Origin of the sequence: Arthrobacter sp. SLBN-112, assembly GCF_030944625.1 — a bacterium.
Lineage (GTDB): Bacteria > Actinomycetota > Actinomycetes > Actinomycetales > Micrococcaceae > Arthrobacter.
In genome coordinates, this window is sequence record NZ_JAUSXY010000001.1 from 847571 (window position 1) to 871456 (window position 23886).

17 protein-coding genes are annotated in these 23886 nt (G+C 65.7%); 6 read left to right on the plus strand and 11 right to left on the minus strand.

All coding sequences use genetic code 11. The features are described 5' to 3' along the window. Positions 1–110: 110 nt before the first annotated feature. On the minus strand, positions 111–1505 hold the full coding sequence (locus QF050_RS03970) for a hypothetical protein (RefSeq protein WP_308929257.1): 1395 nt from the start codon (positions 1503–1505) through the stop codon (positions 111–113). A gap of 119 nt (positions 1506–1624) precedes the next feature. On the opposite strand from QF050_RS03970, the gene QF050_RS03975 reads away from it, so the two are divergent. Genes QF050_RS03975 through QF050_RS03985 form a run of 3 tightly spaced genes read left to right on the plus strand, consistent with a single transcriptional unit; the run spans position 1625 to position 4966 of the window. Next, complete coding sequence (locus QF050_RS03975; protein WP_308929258.1) at positions 1625–3037, plus strand: O-antigen ligase family protein; 1413 nt, start codon at positions 1625–1627, stop codon at positions 3035–3037. Continuing rightward, entirely contained in the window at positions 3034–3936 is a 903-nt protein-coding gene (locus QF050_RS03980; RefSeq protein WP_308929259.1) for a chain-length determining protein, read from the plus strand. The genes QF050_RS03975 and QF050_RS03980 overlap by 4 nt, the downstream gene beginning before the upstream one ends. After that, positions 3917–4966, plus strand: coding sequence for a glycosyltransferase (locus tag QF050_RS03985; protein ID WP_308929260.1), 1050 nt, complete (start codon positions 3917–3919; stop codon positions 4964–4966). Before QF050_RS03980 ends, QF050_RS03985 begins: the two co-directional genes overlap by 20 nt. Before the next feature lie 143 nt (positions 4967–5109). On the opposite strand, the gene QF050_RS03990 is transcribed toward QF050_RS03985, so the two are convergent. The 10 genes from QF050_RS03990 to QF050_RS04035 all read right to left on the minus strand — a co-directional run bounded on the left by QF050_RS03990 (position 5110) and on the right by QF050_RS04035 (position 20253). Then, the gene (locus QF050_RS03990; protein ID WP_308929261.1) at positions 5110–6696 is read right to left on the minus strand and encodes a glycosyltransferase family 4 protein; all 1587 of its coding nucleotides are present in this window, start codon (positions 6694–6696) and stop codon (positions 5110–5112) included. After that, positions 6677–8161 carry a lipopolysaccharide biosynthesis protein gene (locus QF050_RS03995; RefSeq protein ID WP_308929262.1) on the minus strand — a complete coding sequence of 495 codons (1485 nt, stop codon included), beginning with the start codon at positions 8159–8161 and terminating at the stop codon, positions 6677–6679. The genes QF050_RS03990 and QF050_RS03995 overlap by 20 nt, the downstream gene beginning before the upstream one ends. 30 nt (positions 8162–8191) lie before the next feature. After that, complete coding sequence (locus tag QF050_RS04000; RefSeq protein WP_308929263.1) at positions 8192–9316, minus strand: DegT/DnrJ/EryC1/StrS family aminotransferase; 1125 nt, start codon at positions 9314–9316, stop codon at positions 8192–8194. After that, a complete protein-coding gene (locus QF050_RS04005; RefSeq protein ID WP_308929264.1) occupies positions 9313–9972 on the minus strand; it encodes an acetyltransferase in 660 nt (219 codons plus the stop codon). The genes QF050_RS04000 and QF050_RS04005 overlap by 4 nt, the downstream gene beginning before the upstream one ends. Continuing rightward, a complete protein-coding gene (locus QF050_RS04010) occupies positions 9969–11135 on the minus strand; it encodes a DegT/DnrJ/EryC1/StrS family aminotransferase (RefSeq protein ID WP_308929265.1) in 1167 nt (388 codons plus the stop codon). The genes QF050_RS04005 and QF050_RS04010 overlap by 4 nt, the downstream gene beginning before the upstream one ends. Continuing rightward, positions 11135–12127, minus strand: a complete 993-nt coding sequence (locus QF050_RS04015; RefSeq protein WP_308929266.1) for an NAD-dependent epimerase/dehydratase family protein — start codon at positions 12125–12127, stop codon at positions 11135–11137. Before QF050_RS04015 ends, QF050_RS04010 begins: the two co-directional genes overlap by 1 nt. Beyond that, entirely contained in the window at positions 12124–13248 is a 1125-nt protein-coding gene (locus QF050_RS04020; RefSeq protein WP_308929267.1) for a Gfo/Idh/MocA family oxidoreductase, read from the minus strand. The genes QF050_RS04015 and QF050_RS04020 overlap by 4 nt, the downstream gene beginning before the upstream one ends. Before the next feature lie 28 nt (positions 13249–13276). Next, positions 13277–14869, minus strand: coding sequence for a sugar transferase (locus QF050_RS04025; RefSeq protein ID WP_308929268.1), 1593 nt, complete (start codon positions 14867–14869; stop codon positions 13277–13279). Positions 14870–15019: 150 nt separating this feature from the next. Continuing rightward, the gene (locus tag QF050_RS04030; RefSeq protein WP_308929269.1) at positions 15020–17707 is read right to left on the minus strand and encodes an AAA family ATPase; all 2688 of its coding nucleotides are present in this window, start codon (positions 17705–17707) and stop codon (positions 15020–15022) included. A gap of 305 nt (positions 17708–18012) precedes the next feature. Then, positions 18013–20253: a PKD domain-containing protein gene (locus QF050_RS04035; RefSeq protein ID WP_308929270.1), complete on the minus strand. Its 2241-nt coding sequence runs from the start codon at positions 20251–20253 to the stop codon at positions 18013–18015. A gap of 435 nt (positions 20254–20688) precedes the next feature. On the opposite strand from QF050_RS04035, the gene QF050_RS04040 reads away from it, so the two are divergent. From QF050_RS04040 to QF050_RS04050, 3 genes are read left to right on the plus strand one after another with little or no spacing between them, the layout of a single operon-like run. Then, complete coding sequence (locus QF050_RS04040; protein WP_308929271.1) at positions 20689–21555, plus strand: glycosyltransferase family 2 protein; 867 nt, start codon at positions 20689–20691, stop codon at positions 21553–21555. A gap of 4 nt (positions 21556–21559) precedes the next feature. Then, positions 21560–22552 (plus strand): glycosyltransferase, encoded by a 993-nt coding sequence (locus tag QF050_RS04045; RefSeq protein WP_308929272.1) that lies wholly within the window; start codon positions 21560–21562, stop codon positions 22550–22552. Then, positions 22549–23844 carry a glycosyltransferase gene (locus QF050_RS04050; RefSeq protein ID WP_308929273.1) on the plus strand — a complete coding sequence of 432 codons (1296 nt, stop codon included), beginning with the start codon at positions 22549–22551 and terminating at the stop codon, positions 23842–23844. Before QF050_RS04045 ends, QF050_RS04050 begins: the two co-directional genes overlap by 4 nt. Positions 23845–23886 lie beyond the last annotated feature (42 nt).

The following is a 23886-nucleotide window of genomic DNA, read 5'->3' on the forward strand; positions in this document are numbered from 1 at the left end:
GGCCCGTGGCGCAATCCGGCGTCGCGGGCCCACCCCTGCCAGGGCTGCATGGAAAGTGTCCTGACGCCTGGCCTTCGGGGCCGTTTTCCACGAGGCCGGGGAGCGCGGCCTCAGCCAAGACCGCAGGTGTTTCCACCGTTGAGCCGGTAGATGTGCACCGCATTGGCGTCGCTGAAGGTATCCGTAAAGGTGTGGTTCGCCACCGGCACTGAACGGTTTTCGTCCAGTACGTCTGCCTGGTTTGGTCCGCCGCAGCGTACAGAGAAGGTCACCGATTGGGGGCCGGGACGCGTAGACGCCGCCAGAACATAAAAGTGGCCCGCACTGGCTTTCACGGAGAAGTCGACGTCCTTGCTGCTTGCGGTTACCAGCCCTGTCACCGAACCCGTATTTAGCGCCGGAGCCAGTTTGGTGATGAGCTGGTTCACTGCGGCTACCGTAGGACGGATGGCGGTGCCGCATTCATCCCGCAGCACATGCTGGGACTGGCACTGGCCACCAAAATTGTGGTTGAAATAGACGATTCCCCGGGCGCCGTGGATGATGCTGCTCCACACCGCGGACCGAAGTTGGGCCGGACTGATGGTGAGTGAATCACTTTCGGAAAATGGGTGGCCCACCTCAACAAACGCCCAGACCGGCTTGGAGCCTGCAGGCTGGACCAGGGACCGTACCCGGTCAACCGTCCAGCCGTAGTGGGCACCGGTGCGGCATTCAGCGTCGGTGAGGTCACGCCCGTCGGCGAAAACCGCCCCGCCTTCCACATGGCTGCAAATGTAGGGATCCGTGAACCAATAGTTATCCGCGGAGACGACGTCCTGGTAGCTGTTGACGAATTGGGCGGCCTGCGGATCTTTCAGTTGGAACGTAACGCCCTTGCCGTAATTGGAATAGAGCAACGCCTGGGACGGGAATAGTTTTACCAGCGCCTCCTGGACGGTATAACCACATTCGGAGCCGGCGGGAGCGCAGATGACACCTTCACCCTGGGACTTGCCGGTCCACGTCGCGTTCCCCCCGCCGGCCCACATGTCCACTTCGTCGGAGACCACGAACCCGGAAGCACCGGGAACCACGGTGGAGGGGAGGGCATGAAGGCCGCTGCTTCGCACCAGTTCCACATTCGAGTCCTCGGTGAGTTGTACGTAGGTGTTCAGGCCGGCACCGCGGTCCGCTGCGATATCCGATTCCTGCAGGACGCTTTCAAACCAAACTCCGAGCGGAAAGAAGTTCTGGTCAGCCGGCAACGTTGGCGAGAACCTTCCGTAGAAGTCCGCGCCGCCGTCGACGCCGAGGACGCTGATTCCCTCAGGCAGCGGATCTTGAGCTAATCCTGAGGACGCCGAGAAGGCGCTCGACGACATGCATGACGTTCCTAAAAGGCAAGTCAATAGAATTGCGGTTTTCTTGATGAATTTTGTGGAATTACGCATGCCCTGAGCGGTTATTGGAGGTGCTTCGAACAGGGTTTTCATGGTATTTCCTGTCGTAAAATCATGGGTCAAATGTCATACTGGATAAAAGGGAAATATGCGGCGACAAATAGTGATTTTGGAGCTACGCTATCACTCTCAACATTGCGTGTGTAAGGGTATTTCAACCCCGGCAGGAAGATTGGGGGGATGTGGGAAAGCATCTGCCAGCTCCATCCGTGCTGGGTCCGGAAGTCCGACTGGACGAACCCCTGCGCGTTGACGGCGCGGACCAAAAACCACCGCTGCTCCTGCGGGTGACGGCTGTGGCCTGTTTTGTCTTCCCCTCCAATTTGGTGTTGGAACCGCTGGGTGCCGCAGGCTACGTGGCACACATACTCGCGCTGCTGGTTTTCGCGCTGTGGGTAACGTCCGTCATGCTTGGCCTCCACAAGACCATCGACCGGGAGCATCCGGGCCGGTTCGCGCTGGCAGCCCTCTTCGCGGTGTCCTGCGCCTCCTACGCCGCCATGTACGTGGGTATCAGCGGGGGCACTACCGATGCAACGCGGGCGAGTGCGGACCGCTGGATGTTGCTGATGGTCGCCTCGTCCGGGCTGGTGCTGGTGACGACTGAGACAACGCGGACCGTCGACGCGGCGATGATGCTGGTGCGTTCGCTCCTGCGCGGTGCCGTCTTCTGCAGCATCGTGGCGGTAATCCAGTTCACCACCCACGTGGACCCCATGGCGTGGTTCCAAGGGGTACTGCCGGGTTTCAAGGACAACGGCGGGAACCAGCCGTTCCAGGAACGCGGAAGCTTCCTCCGGGTTGCCGGCAGCACCTTCCATCCCATCGAGCTGGGAGTCATCGCATCCATGCTCCTTCCCCTGTCCCTTTGGCGCGCGCTGTATGACAGGTCGGGCCGCAAATGGATGCACTGGACAGGGACAGGTTTCATCGTGTTCGCCATCGCTGCGACGATCTCCCGCTCTGCGGTCCTGGGTGTGCTGACCGTGGCCCTGGTCTTCTTCCCGTTCCTGCCCTCCAGGTCCAGGCAGTGGACGGTCCTGGGGTTCGCCGGTGCTGCCACACTCCTGTTCCTGGCAGTGCCCGGATTCGTCGCAACGCTGTTTGGGTCCGTCACGGCGGGGACGGCCGACCCCTCCATCACCGCAAGGCTCGAGGATTACCCCAGGGTGGAAGCCATGGTGTCCGCCCGGCCTTGGCTTGGAATAGGCCCCGGGGCGTACCTGGCGCGGAACGCCATCGAGGTCCTTGACAACCAGTACCTGAAAACGATCGTCGAAATGGGCGTACCAGGATTCCTGGCACTCCTTCTGTACATGGTTGTTCCGGGGATCGCGGCCTGGCTGGCAGCGTTCAACGCCAAGGAAGAACGCTTGAAGACACTGGCGGCAGCAGTCGCGGCCGCCTGCCTGGTGGCCGCTCCCGCGTCAGCCGCCTTTGACTCCCTGGGCTTCCCCGTCCTCGCACTCGTCTACCCCATGTGCGTCGGGCTCTCAGGAACGGTCTGGTTGCTCGTCGCCGGCGAACGGCGGGCACTTGGCCCGACTACCAAGGAACAAGGCTCCAACCTTGCAGAATCTGAAAGGCTCCCATGACTCCCGTCTCGGTTCTCAAAATCCTGTGGCGCCACAAGGTCTCGATGATTACCGTCGTCGTGCTCACCCTTGTAGCGGCCGCCTATGTCTTCTTCTATGCGCCCCGGAGCTACATGGCTTCGACCGTCTACGTCCTGGTGACGCCCCGGGTGCCCAGCGTGGAAGAAATGCGCACCGACCCCGCACTCGCCGCTGCAAACTCGGACAACCCCTACCTGCGCTCGGCGGACAGCTCCCTGATCACCCAGGTGATGGCGACGAAATTGAGTTCGACCGACGTCGCCGACTCGCTCAAGGCCACCGGATTGTCACCGGATTACACCGTGACCCTGCCGGCCACCACTGGTGCCGGCCAACTCATCAGGATGGAGGCCACGGGATCCAGCCCGCAGTTGGCCATTACCACCGCCGAAGCCCTGGGCCAGCGTCTCACCGCCAAATTGCGGGATGCACAGAAAGTCAACGGGGCTGACGACCGGTATCTCTTCACGGCTCTTCAGATTGACCCGCCCAGCAAGGCGACAGAGCAATTCTCCAGTCGCCTCCGTTCCATGATCGTAGTGCTGATTGGCGGGGTCATCCTCCTGTTTGGCGCTGTCTCAATCGCCAGGATGCTGGAAAGTTCGCGGGCAGCCAAGAAGGACGCCGCGGACAAGGCCAAGCCGGTGTCCCGGCGCAGGCGCTCCGGGGACCGCCACGCCGTACCGGAAGCCTCCGCCATGGACGGTGACGGGGAACCGGGCGGCGGCAGCGCAGTGAGGGCACGGTCAGTGGAGGACAGGAAGCCCCGGAAATATGCCGTGGCAGGCATGCATGACTCGCCGTTCCTGCTGCCACAGCACGAGCTGCAGGACCTTTCCTTCGACGAGCAGCGCTCCGATGTCCCGGTCAAACGCTGACCAGGAGCGGCGCGTCCCGGTCTCTGTGGTCTGCGTCTTCAACAACCCGGGAGTGCTCCAGGAGTGCCTCACGGCTTCCGTTGAGGCAGGCCGCCGTCAAGCGGTGGACCTCGACTACCTGCCCGTGGACAATACGGCACGGCAGTTTTCCTCCGCCGGAGCGGCCTTGAACCACGGCGCTGCATTGGCGCGGAACGATGTGGTGGTTTTTGTCCACCAGGATGTGTTCCTGCACTCCATCCCGGCGTTGGAGAGGGTTGCCGCGGCCATGATGGCAGATCTGTCCCTGGGCATGGTCGGCGCAACCGGAATGACCGGAGAAGGCCGCCTCCTGGGGCTGATCCGCGACCGCATCGTTCTGTCCGGCCACCAGGAGACGGGCCTGGCGGATGTGGACAGCCTGGATGAAGTGCTGTTCATGATGCGGCGGGACCAAATCCGCCGGCAGCCGCTGAGCGAGGAGCCGGACCTGTCATGGCACGCCTACGCTGTGGAATACGGAGCCCGGCTTCGGTCCACAGGCAGCCGCGTGGCGGTGGCTAACATTCCCCTGACCCACAACAGCCTCAGCATCAATCTGGACCGGTTGGCTGAGGCACACCTGTGGATAGCCGGAGCGTATCCGGATCAACTGCCGATCGTGACCACGTGCGGCACCGTGCAGCAACGCCCCCGCGTTCCCTCCGTCCTTGCCGGCCTGGTGAACTCGCAGAAGTGGCGTTACCGATGGCTCCGGGAATCGGTATCTGCCCGCAAGCTCCGCAACAAATCCCCGCTGCGCCCGGTAACGGTCCTCGGCGACCTTCGCCGCGACATCGACGACATCTGCACCGCCGCCGGCGTCGGCACTGCCACGGTGATCAATGTGCTTCCCCGCAGCGCCGGTGGGCATGAACTGGGCGAGCCCCTGGAACTGGGCCGGCGAGGTGTCCGGTTCCGCTTCCTGGCAGTGGATGCGGTTGCCGTTGCTGCCCTGGTGTCGGCCCAAGGGGCCGGACTCCACCGTCGCCGTGACCAACATCAGCATTGATACGGCCGGTGAGGTGGTCGGCGCGCTGGAGGGACGGAGGGTCATCCTGGGATTCCACGAAAATACCGGACCATGGCTGCTCACGGGCCCCGGGGTCGATGCGGCCGAGGCACACTACCGCACCCCCCGCTCGACACCACTGGCTATGAAGGTTGGATGAGGCGCCTGCGCGTGTCTGACATCCACGCGCGGCTCCGGTCCGGAACCAACTGTGCGAGGCCAACATGGGGTGACGTGCGCCAGGCCGCCCACTGTTTGATGCGCTGTGGGGTTCCAAGCAAGGGCATGATGTCCGCCCAGGCCGCGTCCAGTCCGGCAAACCCGGTTTCCTGCTGCACCAACCCCACCAGCCGGTCAAGAGGTCCCTCTCCCCAGGGAGTCTGCACGGTCGCAACCGGAGCAGTTCGCGCCAGGGCGGCCTGGGCATAGACCCGTTCCGCCGTCTCCCGCCAGGCTGAGGGGCTGTGGCCGTCGAGGATTGCCGTTCGGGTGGCTGCCCCCCGCGCCGTCCTGGTGGAATCCGAATCTGCCAGTCCAGCCAGGGCGGACGCAAACCCTGCGGGTGTCGACGGCGCGAGGAGTAGGTCCTCCAGGCCCGGCGTATCCGATCCAAGGACTGCGCATTCGGCCGGATGGCCCCTGAACGTCACCAGCGGCAGCCCGTGTGCTCCGGCCTCCAGCATTGATGTCAGCGAAGCGAAGGGGAAGGAGTCCACGTAGGCATCGGCGATGGACAGCAGTGTTGAGATGTTGGCGAGCCTCCCGACGGCACGGATTCTTCCGCCGGTGGCAGCCGCCGCCGCGGCCCAGGCTCCGGTGGGCGAAGGGCCCGCGACGAGGAGGCGCGCATTTGGCCGACGGAGCAGGAACGACCGGAACAGGTCTATCAGCGAGTCCGGGCCGACGGGATCGTATTTGCTGCCTGCCGCGGCAGACACCACCACGAAATCCGTATCCTGGACGCCCCAGCCGGTCCGTGCAGCCGACTTCTGCGAGTCATCGGCTGCCCCGGCGGGTGCAAGTTCGAGTGGCCGGTTGGCCACCACGCAGCGGTTGGCATCCATTCCCCGGCGGTGGACGGCCAGGTCCCGACCACTTTCCCGCAGGCACAGGACGAGGGCAGCGGCAGACGTCCCCTGCCAAAAGACGTGGTCGGCATGGTTGACGTACACGGCGGGGGCCGTGCCGGGGACGCCTAACGCGAGGGAAGGGACGACGTCGTGCGGGTGTGCGTGCACGATAACGACGTCGGCCAACGCGATGATCCGGCGCAATTCGGCGGCCCTCTTGATCAGTCCACCGTGCCGGCGGTCCAGGAGAAGCAGGTCCCGGGGATCCGAAAGGCAGGCCGCAATTTTGGCCGGACATTCGGTGCTGCCTTGGCGGGTGACAACCACTTGATGGCGCGAGTCCGGATCCTGCCGGATCCAGTGCGCAATGCTCTGGGTATGGCCGCCGGTGCCGTACAGCTGCGTGGCCACGTGGACCACCCGGCGCCTGGCCGCTTTCCCCGGTGCCGCGGGCAGGGGGTGTGCAATCGAGTACCGGAGCTTGCCCAGGACGTCTTCCAGCCCCTGGTGGCCGAAATAGCCGGTGTGGTCGGTCCAGGCGAAGCGGGCGGCAAGCTGCGCCTGCACCGCCGCCCGCTCCCACTGCCCGGCTGCCGCCAGGAGGCCTGCAGTCGCCACCAGGGTTTCAAAGGTGTCCCGGTTACCGCTGATGCTCTGCAAGGCCCCCGCTCCTCCCCAGTTTCTTCAACGTGGCAACGTCGGTGCGCTTGACCCACAGCAGGCCCGCAGTGATGGAGCCGGCAGCAGCCCCGGAGATCAGCAGCGCCCATGGGACGGCGAGTTCCATCCGGCCGAGGAGGGCGGAGACGGCCAACAGCGCTGCCGAGGCGGCCGAGGGCAACAGCAGTTGGCGGAGCACCCTGATCGGCGGGACACCCACGGCGCGCAACCGCCAGAGGTACAGGGGCAGGACCAGCGCGGCGACGACGAGGAATTGGGCCATGGCCACGCCGGCGATGCCGGAGCCGGCGCCGAGGATCAGGGCCGGTATCAGGGCCACCAGCCAGCACACCTGAATGGACATGATGGACCCTGTCATTCCCGCAACGACCAGGTAGTCGTAGATCAGCTCGAACAGGATCCTCAGTCCCGCCGCCATGGCAAGCCAAAACAGGGCGGCGCTTGCACCCGCCCAGACATCGCCGTACACAATCCGGACGATGGTTTCGGACTCTGCTGCCAGGAACGTGACGGCAGGGAAGACAACGCACGTCATCACGCCGATCAGGGCCGTCACTGTGGAGCGCATTCTTTCGGGGTCATGCTGCAGCCGGGAAAGCACCACGGGAGCCACGCTTCGCAGCGGCTGGGAGAACATGGTCACCGGCCAGCTCGAGAGGTTGAAGGCCAGGACGTACATTCCCAACCTGACCGGACCGAGCGTGCTGCCTGTCACCAATTGGTCCAGGTAGCCGACACAAAACACGATGATGCTGGTCCCTGCCAAGGGAAGCCCGAACCGCAGCAGCGGCATCAGGACGCTGCGGTCCAGGCCCAGGCGCAGGGGGAGCGGCGACTTGAGGACGAAGAGCAGCCCGCCGGCCACCGTCCCTGCCAGCCGGCCGACAGCCAGGCTCATTGCGCCCACGCCGGCCAAGACCAGGCAGATCGAGACGATGGCCCCCACCCAGACATTCACCTGGTCGATGAGCATCTTCGTTCTCTGGTCAAATGCCCGCTGCATCAGTGCTGCCGGCGTAGCGACGACACCGCTGACCAGGACGCAGCACACCATGACCCTGACCACGTCAGTTGCACCGGGGTCGCCCATGCGGTCCGCAAACCATGGGGCGGCGGCAAGGCCGCCCACACAGAGCACCGCGCTGGAGAGGATCGAGATGGTGGTCACGGTCGGTGCGATCCGTGCGGGATCCTCCGGCCACCTCACGATGGCAAGGCTTACCCCCAGTTCGTTGATGGTCAGGACGGCGAGCAAGGCCACCATGGCAACCGCGAAGCTGCCGTATGAGTCCGGGCCCAGCAAGCGGGCCAGGACGATGCCAATTCCCAGCGTGCCGAACCTGGCCACCGCGGTGTTCAGCAGGCTCCAGCCCAGTGCCGAGGTGGCACCGGACGGGTTCTGCTGCGCGGCCTCCTGGACGGATGCCGGGCCGGGCCGCTTCATCGTCGTCCCCTCACGGTGGTCCTCAAAGGGCTACGGCTTCGCCACTGCGCATGACAGCGCCCCAGCAACCCGTTCCTGCTGTTCGGCAGTGATATGCGGGAACAGCGGAAGCGACAGGATCCGGCCGGCAGCCTCCTCGGCGACGGGGAATGAACCGATAGTCCGGCCCGCATATGCCCCGCTGCGGTGCACCGGAACCGGGTAGTGGATTCCTGCCTGGATCCCGGCCGCGTGCAGTGACTCAAGGACGGCGTCCCGGTGCTGGACCCGCACCACGTACAGGTGCCACACATCCGCGTTCCCGGGCGCCTCACGCGGGAGCTCAACGCCCGGCACATCTGCCAGCAACGCGGCATAGCGTTCCGCCGCTGCCCGCCGCCGCAGGTTCCAGCCCTGCAACCTCGCCAGCTTCGCTTTAAGGACCACGGCCTGGACGGTATCCAGGCGCGAGTTGAACCCGATGGCGTCGTGCCGGTACTTCACCGAACTCCCGTGCGCACCCAGCAACCGGACCTGGGCATCAACATCGGGGTCGGACGTCAGCACCGCTCCCGCGTCCCCGGCCGCACCAAGATTCTTGCCAGGGTAGAAGCTGGTACCGGCGGCAAGGCCCCACGTTCCGGCATGCCGGCCAAACCGTGTTGCGCCCTGGGACTGGGCGGCGTCCTCGATGATCACCGCGCCGCAGGAGTCCGCAACAGGGATCAGCTGTTCCACGAAGGCGGTTTGCCCGAACAAGTGGACCGGCACGATGGCCTGCGTGCGGGAGGTGACTGCGGCGGCCACGGCGTCGGGATCGATCAGGAGATAGGAAGGGTCGACGTCGACAGGCACCGGGACTGCCCCGATCCGGCTGACTGCCTCCGCCGTGGCGATGAAGGTGTTGGCAGGCAGGATGACTTCCCCGCCTGGCCGCACGCCGCCAGCCCGCAGCGCAAGTTCCAGCGCGTCCGTTCCGTTCGCAACGCCGGCGCAGTGCCGCGCGCCCAGGAAAGAGGCGTACGCCGCCTCGAACGAGGCGACGGCCGGGCCGCCAATGAAGGAAGCCGAACTCAGGACCGTGTCCAGTTCGGCCATGACCTCATCATGGATTTCAGCCTGCTGGGCTGCCAGGTCCACCAGCGGGACCGCCTGCACATCCACGTCGGAATTCATGAAATTCCCCCAACACTGAATCGTTCGCCGTCAATTTCACGGGCGGGCACCCCAACCCACGTCTGCCCGTCGGGTACGTTGCTCAGCACGGCCGCTCCCATCCCCACGGTGGCGTACGCCCCCACGGAAGTGCGTTCCCGCACGCTGGCGTTCATGCCCAGGTAGGCTGCCCGGCCAATCCGGACTCCGCCGCCCAGCGACACTCCCGCAGCGAAGGTGGCGAAGTCCGCCACGTCGTCGTCGTGCGTGAACGTCACCGAGGGCATGGCAACCACGTGTGATCCCAGGGTGACGGCTGCGGTGAGGGTGACATTCCGGAGCAGGATGCTTCCCCTGCCCACCCGGCATCCTTCCGGATATTGGACCGAGGGGTCGACCGCCGTCGCATAGCGTGCCTCCGTGAGACCCATGGCCGTCAGCCGCTCCACCACCGATTCCCTGACCCGCCCGGAACCAATGCACACCAGGACAAACGCGTGCGTGTACTTCGCGGCGTCATCAATGGTCCCCAGGACCGGGGCCCCGTCCACGGTGACGCCTGCCATTTCCCTGTCGTCGTCCAGCAGGCCGACGACGTCGTACTGGCCGCTGCTGCGCACCATCGCCAGGACTTCGCGGGCCAGGCCGCTGGCAGCTATCAGGATCAACTCGCTCACGTGCGCATCCCTGCGGCTGCCCCACGGATGGTGCCGATGATCCTGTCCAGCCCGTCTTCGTCCAGTTCGTGGTAAACGGGAAGGATCAAGGTCCTGTCGTTGAGCCGTTCGGTCTGCGGCAGGAGGGAGCCGCCCGAGTTACGCCACCGGTAGGCCGGCTGGCGGTGTGCGGCCATGATGCCCCTCCGGGCCGAGATCCCGGCGTCCGCCAACAGCTCCATCAGCCCGTCCCGCGTCGTCCCAAAGCTGGGCAGCACTTCCACCCAGAAGGACTGGAAATTCGTGGTGCCGTATGGCGGGTCCGACACCAGGCGGAGGCCCGGGACCCGGGAAAGGCCTGCAACGTAGCGGGCCGCAATATTCCGCCGCCGCTCCAGCACCTCCGGCAGCCGGCCCAGCTGGACGATTCCGACGGCGGCCTGCAGGTCCGTCATCCGGTAGTTGAACCCCACCTCCAGGTACACCTCCGGAGGGGCCAGGAGCGATCCGTGCCGGTCCGCGGCGGACACGCTCATGGAGTGCTCCCGCAGCGTCCTGGCCCTGGCCGCCCAATCGGCCCGGTTGGTGGTGAGCATGCCGCCCTCACCGGTGGTGAGGATCTTGCGCGGATGGAAGGACCACACCGCCACGTCCGCGCCCGCGCCCACCGGCTTGCCCTTGTACATCGACCCCACCGCACATGCCGCGTCCTCGATCACCATGATCTCGTGCCGGTCGCAGAGTTCGCGGATGGGGTCCAGGTCCAGCGGCACGCCGCCCTGGTCCACCACGATCACGGCCCTGGTGTCCAGCGTGAGGGCGGCGTGCAGGGTTTCCGCCGTCACGTTCCCGGTGGCCGGGTCCACGTCGCAGAACACGGGCCGGGCACCGACGTAGGTCACCGCGTTGGCCGTGGCAATGAAGGACAGGGAGGGCACCACAACGTCGTCCCCGGGGCCGATTCCCGCCACGACCAGGGCGAGGTGCAGGGCCGTGGTGCAGCTGGAGGTGGCCACCGCGTGGCGGACGCCCTGGTACTCGGCGAACCGGGACTCGAACTCCTTGACCTTGGGGCCTTGCGCCACCCAGCCGGATGCCACCACCTCGGCCAAAGCCCTGGCTTCCTCGTCACCGAGCCAGGGCTTCATGACATTGATCCGGGCGAGGACTGGTTCGGCAGTCATCAGGCACCAACCTTCCGTGTGGCGGCAATTTCATCGCGCAGCGGCATCCACCATCTGACGAGTTGGCGCAGTCCTTCGTCGAGTTCCACTTCCGCCTTGAAGCCAAGGTCGCGGGCGGCCGCGGACGTATCGGCCAGCCGGCGGACCACGCTGTTCACCTGCCGTGCGGGGCCATGCTCCACGCTGAGGTCCGAGCCCATGACGCGCAGCAGCGTGCGTGCCATCTCCAGCAGGCTTGTCTCCGTCCCGCTGGCCACATTGTAGGTTCCTTCGGCAATGCCGCTGACGGCGGCCAGCACGTTGGCTCGGGCCACGTCCGCGGTGTAGATGAAGTCCATGGTCTGGAGGCCGTCGCCGAAGATCAGCGGCGGCTGCCCGTCCATGATCCGTTCCATCCACCGCACCAGGACCTCTGTGTACAGGCCGTGGACGTCCATTCGGGGCCCGTAGACGTTGAAGTAGCGCAGCATCACGTAGTCAAGGCCCGTCATGGCGCGGAAGCTCCGGGCCATTCCTTCGTTGAAGGATTTGGCGGCGCCGTAGAACGTGTCGTTGTTGGCGTGGTGGTGCCGTTCCGTGGTGGGGAACTCCTCGGCCATCCCGTAGACCGATGCGCTGGATGCGGCCACGAGCTTGGCCACCTTGTGTTCCGCAGCGGCTTCCAGGACGTTGAAGGTTCCGTCCACCAGTACCTCCAGTGCCAGCCGGGGTTCCTCCGCGCACTGGGTGATCCGGATGGCCGCCTGATGGAATACCAGGTCCTTGCCCCGGGTGAGGTCATGCACCAGGTCCCGGTCCTGGATGCTGCCCTGCACCAGTTCAACCTGCCCGGCCGCCAGGGCGCCGGAGAGGTTGTCCAGCCTGCCGCGGACCAGGTTGTCCAGGACGTCGATCCGCTCCACCCCGGCGGCCAGCAGGGCGTCCACCAGGGTGGACCCGATGGTGCCGGCGCCGCCGGTGACCAGGACATTGGCCCCCTCCAGCGGGCTCACCGGGCCCCCTCCAGTTCAGCGCCGGTACCGGCCATCGCGGCGCCCGCCACGGAGGTGGGCCGGCCGTCCAGGGTCAGGCTGCGGGTGACCGCTTCAAGGACGGACAGCACCCGGAGCCCGGAGGCGCCGCCTGTCCGTGCCTGCCGGCCGGTGCGGATGCAGGATGCGAGTTCCTGGACCACCTGGCCGAGTGCCTCACGTTCTGGCAGCGCCGGGGACCACGTATCACCCAGGCGGTAGGAAACAGCGGTGGACGCCTTCTCCCCTGCAGTCTTCGGCTGCCGGTCCAGGCTCACCCCGCGGTCATAGACGCTCAGCCGCTGCTGGGGGTTCAGATCGTCCCACACCAGGGTCCGCAAGGACCCGCCAATCACCATCTGGCGGATCTTGGTGGGACTGAGCCAATTCACGTGCACGTGGGCGGTGGCATCGTTGGGGAGCCGGAAGTTAAGGTGGCCCACACAGTCACGGCCGGTTCCCAGCGGGTCCGCGCCGAACGCTGAGACCTCGGCGGGGTTGAGGCCGCCCGGGAGGACGAAGTCGAGGATGGACAGGTCATGCGGGGCGAGGTCCCAGAAAACGTCGACGTCGGGCTGCACCAGGCCCAGGTTGATCCGGGTGGAGTCCACGAACAGGATGTCGCCGAGGGATCCTGACTGCACCAGCTCCTGCATCTTCAGGACCGCCGGCGTGTAGCAGTAGGTGTGGTCCGCCATCAGGATCAAACCGTTCGCCCGTGCCTCGGCCACCATCTCCAGCCCGTGTTCCCTGCTGTCCGCCAACGGCTTTTCCACCAGGACGTGCTTCCCGGCGCGCAGCGCCGTCATGACCGCTCCATGGTGGGTTCGCGCCGGCGTCGCGATGGCTACCGCGTCAACGTCAAAGCTGTCCAGCAACTCGTCGATGGACTCGACGCAAGGTATCTGCCCCAGCGTGTCCGCCAGCTTCCGGGCCCGGTCGATGTTCAGGTCGCAGATGGCCACCAGGTCCCAGTCCGGGCTGGCCTGGAGGTTGCGCGCCAAGTTGGGTCCCCAGTAGCCGGCTCCGACGACGGCGATGCGGAGTTTTGGCGCAGGCTGCTGGTGGTTGGCCGAATGGAAGGGACTGCCGAATTTTCTCATGTCATTTTCTTCCCATTTTGTGAGTGTGTCAGTAAGCGCCGGACGGCCGGACGACAGCCCGGAACGTCCGCCAAAGAATCAGGAGGTCACCGGCAAGGGACCAGTTTTCGACGTAGTAGAGGTCCAGCCGGACCGCTTCCTCCCACGGAAGGTCGGAGCGGCCGTTGATCTGCCAGAGTCCGGTGATGCCCGGCTTGATCAGCAGCCGGCGGTGGGTGTGGCGTTCGTAGCCGCTGACTTCACGGTCCAGCGGCGGCCGGGGACCCACCATGCTCATGTCGCCCAGCACCACGTTCCAGAGTTGGGGGAGTTCGTCGAGCGAGTATTTGCGCATCCAGCGGCCGCACCGGGTTACCCGGGGATCGTCCTTCATCTTGAAGAGCACCCCGGCGCCCTGGTTCTGCTGGTTCAGCCCCGCCAGCCGCGCCTCGGCGTCGACCACCATGGACCGGAACTTGTACATCCCGAAGACCTGGCCGTCCTTGCCAATCCGGGCCTGCCGGAAAAGGACCGGGCCCGGGCTGTCCCGCTTCACGATCAGCGCGAGCACCAGGAGTACAGGTGAGAGCATCAGCAGGGCCGCCAGCGCCGCGGCCACATCCATGATCCGCTTCATGGCATGCTTTGCCCCGCCGTACTGGGGAATGTCCACGTGCATCAGGGGGAGGCCGTCCACCGGCCGCCAGTGGATGCGTGGACCGGCAACATTGGTCAGGGTTGATGCCAGGATCAGCTCCGCGGAGGACTCTTCGAGTTTCCAGCCCAGCTCGCGGATGAATCTGTTGCCGCCCGGCAGTGGTCCGGCGATGATCACCGAGTCCGCGTCCGCCAGGCGTACTGTCCGGGCGATATCGTCCGTGGAGGACAGGACCGGCACAGTGCGGCCGTCCACCCGGAGTCCTGCGCCGCGGCGTGCTCCCGGGAGGCATGCCCCGAGGATTTCGTAGACCGCCCCGGACTTGCGGATCTGCTGTACCACGTAACGGACATCCTCGGGCTCTCCCACCACCACGGCGCGGGAGAGGTGCCGTCCCTTGGCCTTCTCGGCGGTCAGGCGGCGGCGGAACGCCCGGCGGTTCAGGGTCAGTGCCACCAGGCCCAGCGGCAGGGACACGGTCACGAACGCGCCGGCGCCGTGGATGGAGACGATCACGGCAGCGAGGGCCAGGAGGCCAAAAACGCGGAGGGTGGCGGAGGCAACCCGCTTGTACTCGTCAGCGCCGATGCCCAGCACCTTCGGGTCCCTCGTGTGATAGATCTCCAGCGCCGCCAGCCAGGTGGCCGTGAGCGCGGCTGCCGCGGCTGCTGCTCCGCCATCCCTGGGGCCTTCGGGCGAGAAACCCGCCTCGGAAAGAAGGAAGCCGGCGTATGCGGAGAGCGTGACCACGACGGCGTCTGCGGACCGGAGGAGGTTGGTGTGCCGGCTGATCCAGGCTGCCGTTGCCTTGCGGGGCCGGGCATTCGCCGCAGGAAGAAGGGTGGCTGCCGGCGGCAGGGGGAACCGGGTTCCTGCGGTTTCCCCTGCCGCCAGCGGCTCTATTCCCGCCCGCTGTGCAGCAGCGGGCGGAACAAGCCAGTCGAAGGCCGAACGTCGGGCCCTGACAACTGGTATCTCTGCCATGATCACCCTTTCGGTCGTAGCGCCTGTCCCCTGGCTGTGAAGCAAAACTAGCCGCGGCCGGCCGGGTTTGAACGGGGCGGGGGCGGCCTTTGTGGGTCTTGCAAGGGAAGGTTGTGGAAACTGCGGGTACCGCAACTGCAGGGATCTTGCCTACAAAACAGGCAGCACGTAGGGTTCCCTGGCGGCCTGGCCCTTGTCCGCGGCGAGGGCCGTCAGCTGGGCCCGGGACTCGACACCGAGCTTTCGGTAGATGGCTGTCAGGCGCACTTCCACCGTGCGTACAGAGACGTACAGCGTGGCGGCAATTTCCTTGTTCCGCATGCCCCGGGCCACCATTTTGGCCAATGACCGCTCATGGTCTGCGAGCATCAGCATGGCCGGGTTGCCCTGCTGCCGGACCGGTTCCACGCGTTCGTCCAGGAGAAGGGCATCCACGTGCTGGGTCCAGGCATCCGCGCCCGCCTCGTCGAACATCACCTTGGCCCGGAGCAGGGCGTCGCGTGCGTCGCGCAGCTTGCCGAAGGCGTGCAGCCGTTCCGCGTAGCACATCAGTGTCCTTGCCTGCTCGAGCATGTGCCCGTTCCGGCCTTGGAGGGCTTGGGAGAAGAGTTGCAGCGACTGTTCGCCGTCAGCAAGCATGGCGCGGCTCCGGGTCACGGCCATCATCAGCCACGGTGAGCGCAATCCCGCGGAACGGCCCTCGAGGCGCATCAACGCCTGGGTGGCCTCGTGGTGCCGGCCCAGGCGGATGAGCACTTCCACCAGGTCGGCCTCACAACGGAGCAGGGTGGGATTGCCGAACCCCATGCCGATCTCGACGGCCCGGGACAACTGGGCAACGGACTCCGCCAGGTCACCGCGCAGCAGGGCAAAATGGCCCTGGCAGGCAGCGAGCTGGGCAGTAAGCGCCGGGTGGCTTTCCGCGCCCGCGTATCGGTGGGCCTCGACGGCGTGCGCCTGGGCACGTGCGGCATCACCCACGGCGTAGGCGCGCCACACCCGGAAGTAGTGCCGCACCCCGCGGTGGTATTTGATTTCGGGTTCGGAACGCTCCAGTTCATCGATCAGCGTGACTGCCGCGCGTACGTTCCCGGCCCGGATTTCATTGTCGACTGCCATCAGGGCTGCGGTTTCACGCCAGTTGACGTGCCCGGGTTCTGCGGAGCCGCGGAGCATGGCAAAGGCCTCTTGCGCGCTTTCATAGTGCTCGGCGTAGGTCAGCGCCCGGCCTTGCACCAGGAGCCCGGCCACCCGCGCGGTGCCGGACTGCTCATACTTGGAGGCAAGGTTTGCGGTGTTTCCGCTGATGGATTCCACCAGGTTTGCGGCCCGGCCGGAAATGGCCAGGCACTGGGCGGAGGCGGAGCCTTTGAAACCGCCGCCGCACCGGAGGAGCTCGGCGGCGTCCTTCAACTCCCACCTCTCGGCGTAGTAGAGGGCCCCGATGGCGAGCAGGCTGGCTGCGTAGGCGGGATCGTGCTGGCCGAACTCCTTCACCAGGCGCAGGACCATGCTGGAGCGTACGGCGGCGCCCTGGGCGAACTGGATTTCGAAGGACAGGCCGGTAAGCCGCAGGATCAGTGCCGGATTCCGGGTAACCCGCTGCGCCCATTCCAGATAGCGCCGGGCGTACACGAACTCACCCCGGTTGAACAGGAGTTCTGCCAGCGTGGTGAGGCGGGCCGCCGTTTCGGCCTCCCAGGGATTGATGGTCAAGGCCCGCTCGATGTACTCCACCGCAAAGGCCACCTCGCCGCCGCGGATCAGGTCGACGGCGTGCCGGAGCAGCTGGAACGGGGTTTTGCGTTCCAGGGCGGTAAAACTCAGGTGCCACCTGCGGGCGTACGGGTCCGTGTTGTTGGCTGCTTCCGCGAGGGCGCGGTGGTTGGCGGTCCGGACCGCCGGGGTCATGGCGTTGAAGACGGCTCCCCGAAGCAGCTGGTCACCGATCCCAAGGTGCGGCCCGGTGCGCTTCACCAGGCCGGCGCTGAGGAGTTCATCAACGCTGGTCCACACATCATGGTCGATCTTTTCGATCGTGGAAATATCGCTGCGGTAGGACAGGGCGAGCAGGTCCAGGACCCCGCGGGCGCCGGGGTTCAGCGCACCAACAACGGACGCGTACTCGGCGTCAAAACTTCCCACGGAGGCGAGCGGGACGGGCAGGGCGTATTTTCCTTCAGCGTGCCGGCCCATGAGCTGGTTGTAGAGTTCGACGGCGGCAAGCGGGTTGCCGCGGGTGGCTGCGGCAACCGCGTGCGCGGCCGCCGTCGTGGTCCGTTTCGCGGGAATGCTTTCAAGCATCCGCACCGTATCGCTGTAGGTGAGTGCGCCAAGCTGCAGGACGGGCAACCCGCTGAACGGGCCTTCCGGGAGGTCTGCCCGCAGTCCGAGGACCAGGACCACGTCGGTGCCGGTGAGGCGGCGGGCAAGGAACCCCAGGACTTCCTGGCTGCTGTGGTCCAGCTGGTCGGCGTTGTCGATCACGATCACGGTCCTGGAGGACGAGCGCTGGTGCAGGCCGTTCAGGAGCATGCCGGACACGGAGGGTACGTTCATGCCCCCGGCGGTGTCGCGAAGGAGATCGTCCGCAATCCGGTTCAGGACAGGATCGTCCATGTTGTTCAGGAGTGCAGTCAGCCCGGAGAGCGGCCAGTCCGATTCCGCGGCGCTGGCGGCCATGAATACCGTCCGGTAATCGGACAGGGTGGGGATTTCGGCAAGGAGGGCGGATTTTCCCGTGCCCCTGCTGCCCGCAATTGCCAGGGCACCTTCCTTGGGTCCGCGGACAACGGAAAGGATTCGGTCCAGTTCTTTGCTTCGGCCCACAAGCGGCATGGCGTTCCCCATTCGTCGAAGAAGGAGACCGCATTCTTGCGCTGCCAATTTAAGGTTGATTCACGCGCCCCAGCGCGGGTTCATCCGGTAAGAGTGAATATAGCGTCGGAATGAACAAATTCGGCACATTATTACGCGCTGTATTTCATCAAGATTTGCCACTGCGATCGCTCAAGAATGCGTTAATTTCGAGGCACGGCGAATTTGCTTCAACATAAGATTCATTTGCCAAACGGCAGGGAGCGGTTCCGGGGCCGGTATGGCAGCCCCGGAACCGCTTCCCTTAACGCTCTGCCGGCAGCGGCCTATGCCGCCGGCTTGAGCGCCGTTTGCCAGGCAACAACGGCCCGGGCGGCACTCAAGGTCCAGGTGGCTGTTCCGCTGGCCCCCGCCGTCGCCTGCGGTTTATCCGCCTGCTCGGCAATCTGGCCGGCCGCGGCCTCCCAGCGTTCGGTCCACCCCGAGGGGGCGGTGACCACCGGAGTGCTGCAGTCACAGCCCACCCCGCCGATCAACATGGCGCCGTTGGTGGCCGTGGTGATGCTGCCCACCGTAATGCTGGTCGCGGAGTAGCTGGTGTCAGCCGCCGTCACCACCGGGCTGTCCAGTGGCGTGGTGTTGTTGACCCCGCGGTACGCCGTGATGCCGCCACCCCACTTTGCCGCCGAACTGAGCGTCCAGCTGTAGGTGGCCGGATCAGAGGCACCCACCACCTTGTAGTAGGCGTAGGCCCGCGCCCCGGAGGAGGAGGAACTGTTGATCGACTGCCCGTTGACCATTGCCGTCCAGCCGGCCGGCGCCGTCAAACCCGGATTGAGGTCCACGGTGATGGCGGCAACCAGGACGTCACCGGCGGCGGTGCCGGCGGGAACCGCCAGCGAAGCCGTGGTCACGGCGGTGCCCGAGTTCGCGGTGTTGGCGTTAACCACCGTAATCCCGCCGGACGTTGGCGGCGGTGGCGCGCTGCTGACGGTGATGGTGGCCGTCGCGGACGATGATCCCGTGCTGTTGGTGGCCGTGAGCTTGGCTGTGTAAGTCCCGGCCGCCGCGTACGAATGGGCGGGATTCTGGACTGCTGCCGTGCCGCCGTCGCCAAAATCCCACGCCCAGGAGGTGGGCGTATTCGTGGACGTATCAGTGAAGGTGACGTTCAGCGGTGCCGTGCCCGAGGTTGGGTTGGCGGTGAACGACGCCACCGGCGCCTGGCCTGCCGGCGGCGGAGTGCCGCCCAGCGCCCGGTCGGAGAACCAGTAGCGTTTTGCCACATTGTCGCTGGCCATGACCACTAGGCCGGTGGTGTTGTTAACGCTCTGCTTGCTGGTGGTGACGTCATTGATGTTCGACGACGACGCAGCCTGCATGATCGGGGTACCGCGGCCCGACCCAAAGACAGGATTGTCCATGGAAGCGGTCTTCTCGTAGATGCTGCCGGCTACGCCGGAGTACGCGCAGCCGGATACCGAGGTGGGCGGCGCCGTTTGGAATGCCCGCACCAGGTTGTTCTGGGTATCCAGGACGATCTGGGGGCGGGATACGCAATCACCGGTGGTGGCGATCGTGGACTGGGTAAAGGCACCTGTTCCCGGCCTGAAGACCAGCAGGACCAGTTGCGGCAGCGTCTTGTTGGAGGACGTGTCGTTGAGGCTCGTCTTCACTGCGGCGAAAACCCGGCCCGAGGTGTCGGCCTGCAAGGTCTTGAGGTTCAGGTGGTCATCGGCCTGCCCGTTTCCCCTGAGGGCGGGCTGGAGTTTCCAGTTGGAGTTGGCGGGCTTTCCGTCGGCGTGGGTGGCCCACCACATGGTGTCAGTCCGCTGGTCGCTCCACATGACGCCGATCTGGCCGCCGCCGAACGCCACCACCGCGGAAATGTCATCGGGTGCCGGGTTGGGGCTGGCCACCGGAAGGACGAACGGGGTACCCCACGTCGCGCCTTTGTTGGTGGAGTAGTTCACGTAGACCGTGTTGGTGAATCCGGATGTGGAATTTCCGCCCACCTGCGTCCAGGTTGCCCACAGGCCGCCCACTGAATCCGCGTCGACGGTTATTGATTCACTCGAATTGTTGCTGATTGTGCTCGGAAAGCCGCTGTCCAGCGTGTACTTGCCGCCGGAGTAGCTGTACCTGTAAAGCTTGGCGGGCTGGCCCGAAAGCGATGGCTTTGGAGTGCCGTCGCTGCTGATTGTTACCACGTGCGAGGCAATGAACAGGTTGCTGCCGTCCCAGAACGTATCCGCGAGCGTGCTTCCCCGGGTGTCGTTCACCACCCCGGTATCCACCCAACTGTTGGAGGTCCGGTCCAGCCGGTAGATGCTCCATCCGGTGCCGGTTTTCCACATATCCGCCCACCATGATCCGTCGTTCCACCACAGTTTGCTCTGCGGTTTGTCCGATGTGGGCGGGTTCGCCACCCCGGAGTAGGCCATGCCTTGGGTGCCGTACACGGTGTCGGCTACAGCGGCACCCGGTACGCCGAGGATGGAAGCTGCGAGAACGAGTGCGACGACGAGGGCCTGGCCCATCCGGTGGGAGATGTTTCTGAGCTTCATAAGGGAACTCCTGGGGCATTTAGGAAACGTTCAGGGGACGTCTGCCCGTTGGCCCAGAAACAAAGAGCTCAAGCCCCCAAGTACCGAGAAGCGTATGCCCGAACGCCGCTGCGGGCAATGCAGGGGACATACCCAAATGGAGGTTCTTTACACCCCCCTACCTAATGGCTCCGGGGCCGCGGCGATCCCCTATACCTAATCCTGAGTGCCATCACTGACCCCTCTACTTGCCTAACAGGGGGTAAACACGGGGTAAAAAGTGAGTACCTACTACTCGTGATACCCGGATTAGGTAGGGGGTAGTCTGCGTGAACGGCCAGAGGATTGGCGATGGGTTGCTGGGGGATCAGCGACCAGACCATGACCGGATCAAGCGTATGTGCCGCGGCAATTAAGGCCGGCGGCATTGTCCGGAATCCGAACTGTCATGAAGTGGTGAGGCAATTGTCAATTTCGCCCCAACTGCCGGCCTTGTTTTCACAGCCGGGACTCTTATTTCCACAAGCCTCAATCAGCGTTGTTATTCCGACGTTGAACGAGGAAAAGAACCTGCCCTGGGTTCTGCGCCGGATGCCCTCCTACGTCGATGAAGTAGTGATCGTGGACGGCCGTTCGCAGGACAACACTGTTGAAGTGGCCAAGGCCATTCGCCCGGACGTCGTGGTGGTCAACGAAACCCGTAAAGGGAAGGGCGTTGCCCTCCGTTCCGGATTTGCGGCCGCCAGCGGGGACATCATCGTGATGCTGGACGCGGACGGCAGCATGGATCCGCAGGAGATCGGGTGGTTTGTAGCGCCACTCCAGCACGACTTCGATTTCGTCAAGGGCTCCCGGCACGTCACCGGTGGCGGCAGCGAAGACCTGACCCGGCTGAGGAAGGCGGGGAACCGGGCGCTGACCGGACTTGCGAACGCTGTCCTGCACAGCAATTACTCGGATCTTTGCTATGGCTATATCGCCTTCCGGCGCGAGTGCCTGGAGGTGCTGGAGCTGGAGTCGGACGGTTTTGAAATCGAAACCGAACTCATCGTCCGGGCCGCCAAAGCGGGATTGCGGATCGCCGAGGTTCCCAGCCTTGAGCTGGACCGGATCTCCGGCGCATCCAACCTCCAGACCTTCCGCGACGGCTGGCGGGTGCTGCACACGCTGGCGCGCGAGTGCGCAGTGTGGGAAGCGCCGACTGCCGGCGCCCGCCCCGAGGCCCTCCGCCGCGTGAAATACACCTACTCCAATGTCCGCTTCCCGCGGTTGCCCGTGGACCCGCACAGTGTCCTCACAGCGGCGGTGAGCCAGCATGCTTGATCGCATGAAACCACTGTCCGTGACGGTGGTGATCTGCGCCTACACCTCGGCGCGGTGGGGAATGCTGCTCGATGTCATCGAATCCGTCCGGCTGCAGACCCTGGCGCCGGACCAGGTGCTGGTCGTCGTTGACCACAACGAGGAACTGTACGACAGGCTCGTCGAAATCGTCGACGACGTGACAGTGGTGGAAAGCACCGGCCAGACCGGTCTGTCCGGAGCCCGCAATACGGGCGTCGGACTCGCTGAGTCGGACATCGTCGCCTTCCTGGATGACGACGCCGAGGCGGCGCCGGATTGGCTCGAACGCCTGGTTGCGCTGTACGACGACCCGGACGTCATGGCCGTGGGTGGCAAGGTGGTCCCGCTCTGGGAGGCCGGCCGGCCGGGCTATTTCGCCGAGGAACTGGACTGGATCGTGGGGTGCAGCCACCGGGGCATGCCTCGGGTGGCCTCGGAAGTCCGCAACGTCATCGGCGCCAACATGTCCTTCCGGCTCGAGGTGCTGCGCCAGGTGGGGGGCTTCAACCTCTCGCTGGGACGCAAAGGCACTTTGCCGTTGGGTTGCGAGGAAACCGAAATCTGCATCCGGTCGCAGATGGGGTCACCCGGATCCCGCATCGTATACGAACCGGCGGCGCTGGTCCGCCACCACGTTCCCGCATCCCGCGGAACGTTGCGGTACATGATGTCGCGGTCCTGGTCCGAGGGGCTCTCCAAAGCCCAGGTCAGCCAGTTGGTGGGTCACAAACGGGCCCTGGGACCTGAGCGCAGGTATGTGCGCAGCGTACTCCCGCGGGCGGTGTTTACCGGGCTTCGTTCCTGGGGCCGGGACGGCAGCCCCGACGGCCTTGGCCGCGCGGGCGCTGTGATTGCGGTGCTTGCCTGCACCGCGGCCGGGTACTTCCAGGGGCGTCGCCTCCAGCATTGGACGGGGCCGGACGACGGCGGTGACGCCTTGGTGGCGGCCGGCGCGCAGTGGAGGGAAGTGCAATGAGCGAGGGCGCCAGCCGCGTGCTCGAGGAGCTTCAGGGCGAAGCGCTGATCCTGGTGCCCGCCATGGAGTCCGTGTTGCCCCCGGTCTGGCCGGGGGCCCGGTGGATCGGCTCCGTGGACCTGGAGGATCTTGCGGACTGCTCGCACTTTGAACTGGAGAACCATGCTGGATACGAACGGGCACGGCTGCTGGTGCGCGCGTCGGGGGTCGTGCGGGGATTTGTCGATGTGCCGTCGCCGGCGGGAATCGTGGACCGGGCTGTATTCGAGGACGCCTTGGCGGCCTTGCCTCATGTCACGTCATTCCCGCCGGCGGTGACGGCCCCGCACATCACGGTGGTGGTCTGCACCAGGGACCGCACGGCACAGCTGAGGGGGGCGCTGATGACCATCCTTGCGCTGGACTACCCCCGCTTTGACGTGGTGGTGGTTGACAATGCGCCGGCGACGCATGACACGGAAGAACTGGTGCGGCGCGACTTCAGGGACAGGCGCGTGCGGCTGGTCACTGAACCCGCTCCCGGCCTGTCCAACGCCAGGAATACCGGCCTGGAACACGCCCGCGGAAGCCTGGTGGCCTTCACGGATGACGACGTCGTTGTTGACAGGTCCTGGTTGTGGGAGATCGCCTCGGCGTTCGAAGCCGCCCCCGAGGCCGCATGCGTAACGGGGCTCGTCCCGGCAGGGGAGCTCAGGACCCCCACCCAGGGCTACTTCGATGCGAAGGTGAGCTGGTCGCGGAGCCTGGTGCCGCGGGTCTACTCGCTGGCAGAGCCGCCCCAGGGGCTGCCGAAGTTCCCCTTCAGCCCGGGGGCCTTCGGGACCGGAGCGAATTTCGCCCTCAAGCGCCACGCCGCCCTCACCCTGGGCGGATTCGACCCGGCCCTGGGCGTGGGTACTCCCACTGGCGGCGGCGAGGATATCGACATGTTCACCCGGGTCATCCTGGCCGGCTACGCCCTGGTGGTCCAGCCGGCAGCGATCGTGTGGCACCGCCACCGGGACGGGCTCGAAGACCTCAGGGTGCAGACCCGGGGCTACGGCACCGGCCTGGGAGCCTGGATGGCGAAGGTGATGATGGATCCCCACACCGCCAGGTTGGCGCTGGCCAGGAGCTGGGGCGTAGGGCTCGAATACCTGAGCCATCCGCACGCCGCCCAGCCGGGCCTCCACGGATACCCGGCCCACAGTTCCCTCGAGGTGCAGGTTGCCAGGCTCGCCCGGCTGCAGCTGCTGGCCGTGGCCTTGGGGCCCTACAAGTACCTGCAGTCCCGCCGGACTGCGGGCAGCTAGAACAAACAGTCCACCCAGTGCTGGTGCGGAGAACCGATCCGC

What these genes read in the sequence shown, in the direction of transcription:
- QF050_RS03980 (WP_308929259.1), top strand. Translation starts at nt 3,034, where the DNA reads ATGACTCCCGTCTCGGTTCTCAAAATCCTGTGGCGCCACAAGGTCTCG.
- QF050_RS03995 (WP_308929262.1), bottom strand. Translation starts at nt 8,161, where the DNA reads ATGAAGCGGCCCGGCCCGGCATCCGTCCAGGAGGCCGCGCAGCAGAAC.
- QF050_RS04045 (WP_308929272.1), top strand. Translation starts at nt 21,560, where the DNA reads ATGAAACCACTGTCCGTGACGGTGGTGATCTGCGCCTACACCTCGGCG.
- QF050_RS03985 (WP_308929260.1), top strand. Translation starts at nt 3,917, where the DNA reads ATGTCCCGGTCAAACGCTGACCAGGAGCGGCGCGTCCCGGTCTCTGTG.
- QF050_RS04025 (WP_308929268.1), bottom strand. Translation starts at nt 14,869, where the DNA reads ATGGCAGAGATACCAGTTGTCAGGGCCCGACGTTCGGCCTTCGACTGG.
- QF050_RS04020 (WP_308929267.1), bottom strand. Translation starts at nt 13,248, where the DNA reads ATGAGAAAATTCGGCAGTCCCTTCCATTCGGCCAACCACCAGCAGCCT.
- QF050_RS04030 (WP_308929269.1), bottom strand. Translation starts at nt 17,707, where the DNA reads ATGCCGCTTGTGGGCCGAAGCAAAGAACTGGACCGAATCCTTTCCGTT.
- QF050_RS04000 (WP_308929263.1), bottom strand. Translation starts at nt 9,316, where the DNA reads ATGAATTCCGACGTGGATGTGCAGGCGGTCCCGCTGGTGGACCTGGCA.
- QF050_RS04050 (WP_308929273.1), top strand. Translation starts at nt 22,549, where the DNA reads ATGAGCGAGGGCGCCAGCCGCGTGCTCGAGGAGCTTCAGGGCGAAGCG.
- QF050_RS04035 (WP_308929270.1), bottom strand. Translation starts at nt 20,253, where the DNA reads ATGAAGCTCAGAAACATCTCCCACCGGATGGGCCAGGCCCTCGTCGTC.
- QF050_RS04010 (WP_308929265.1), bottom strand. Translation starts at nt 11,135, where the DNA reads ATGACTGCCGAACCAGTCCTCGCCCGGATCAATGTCATGAAGCCCTGG.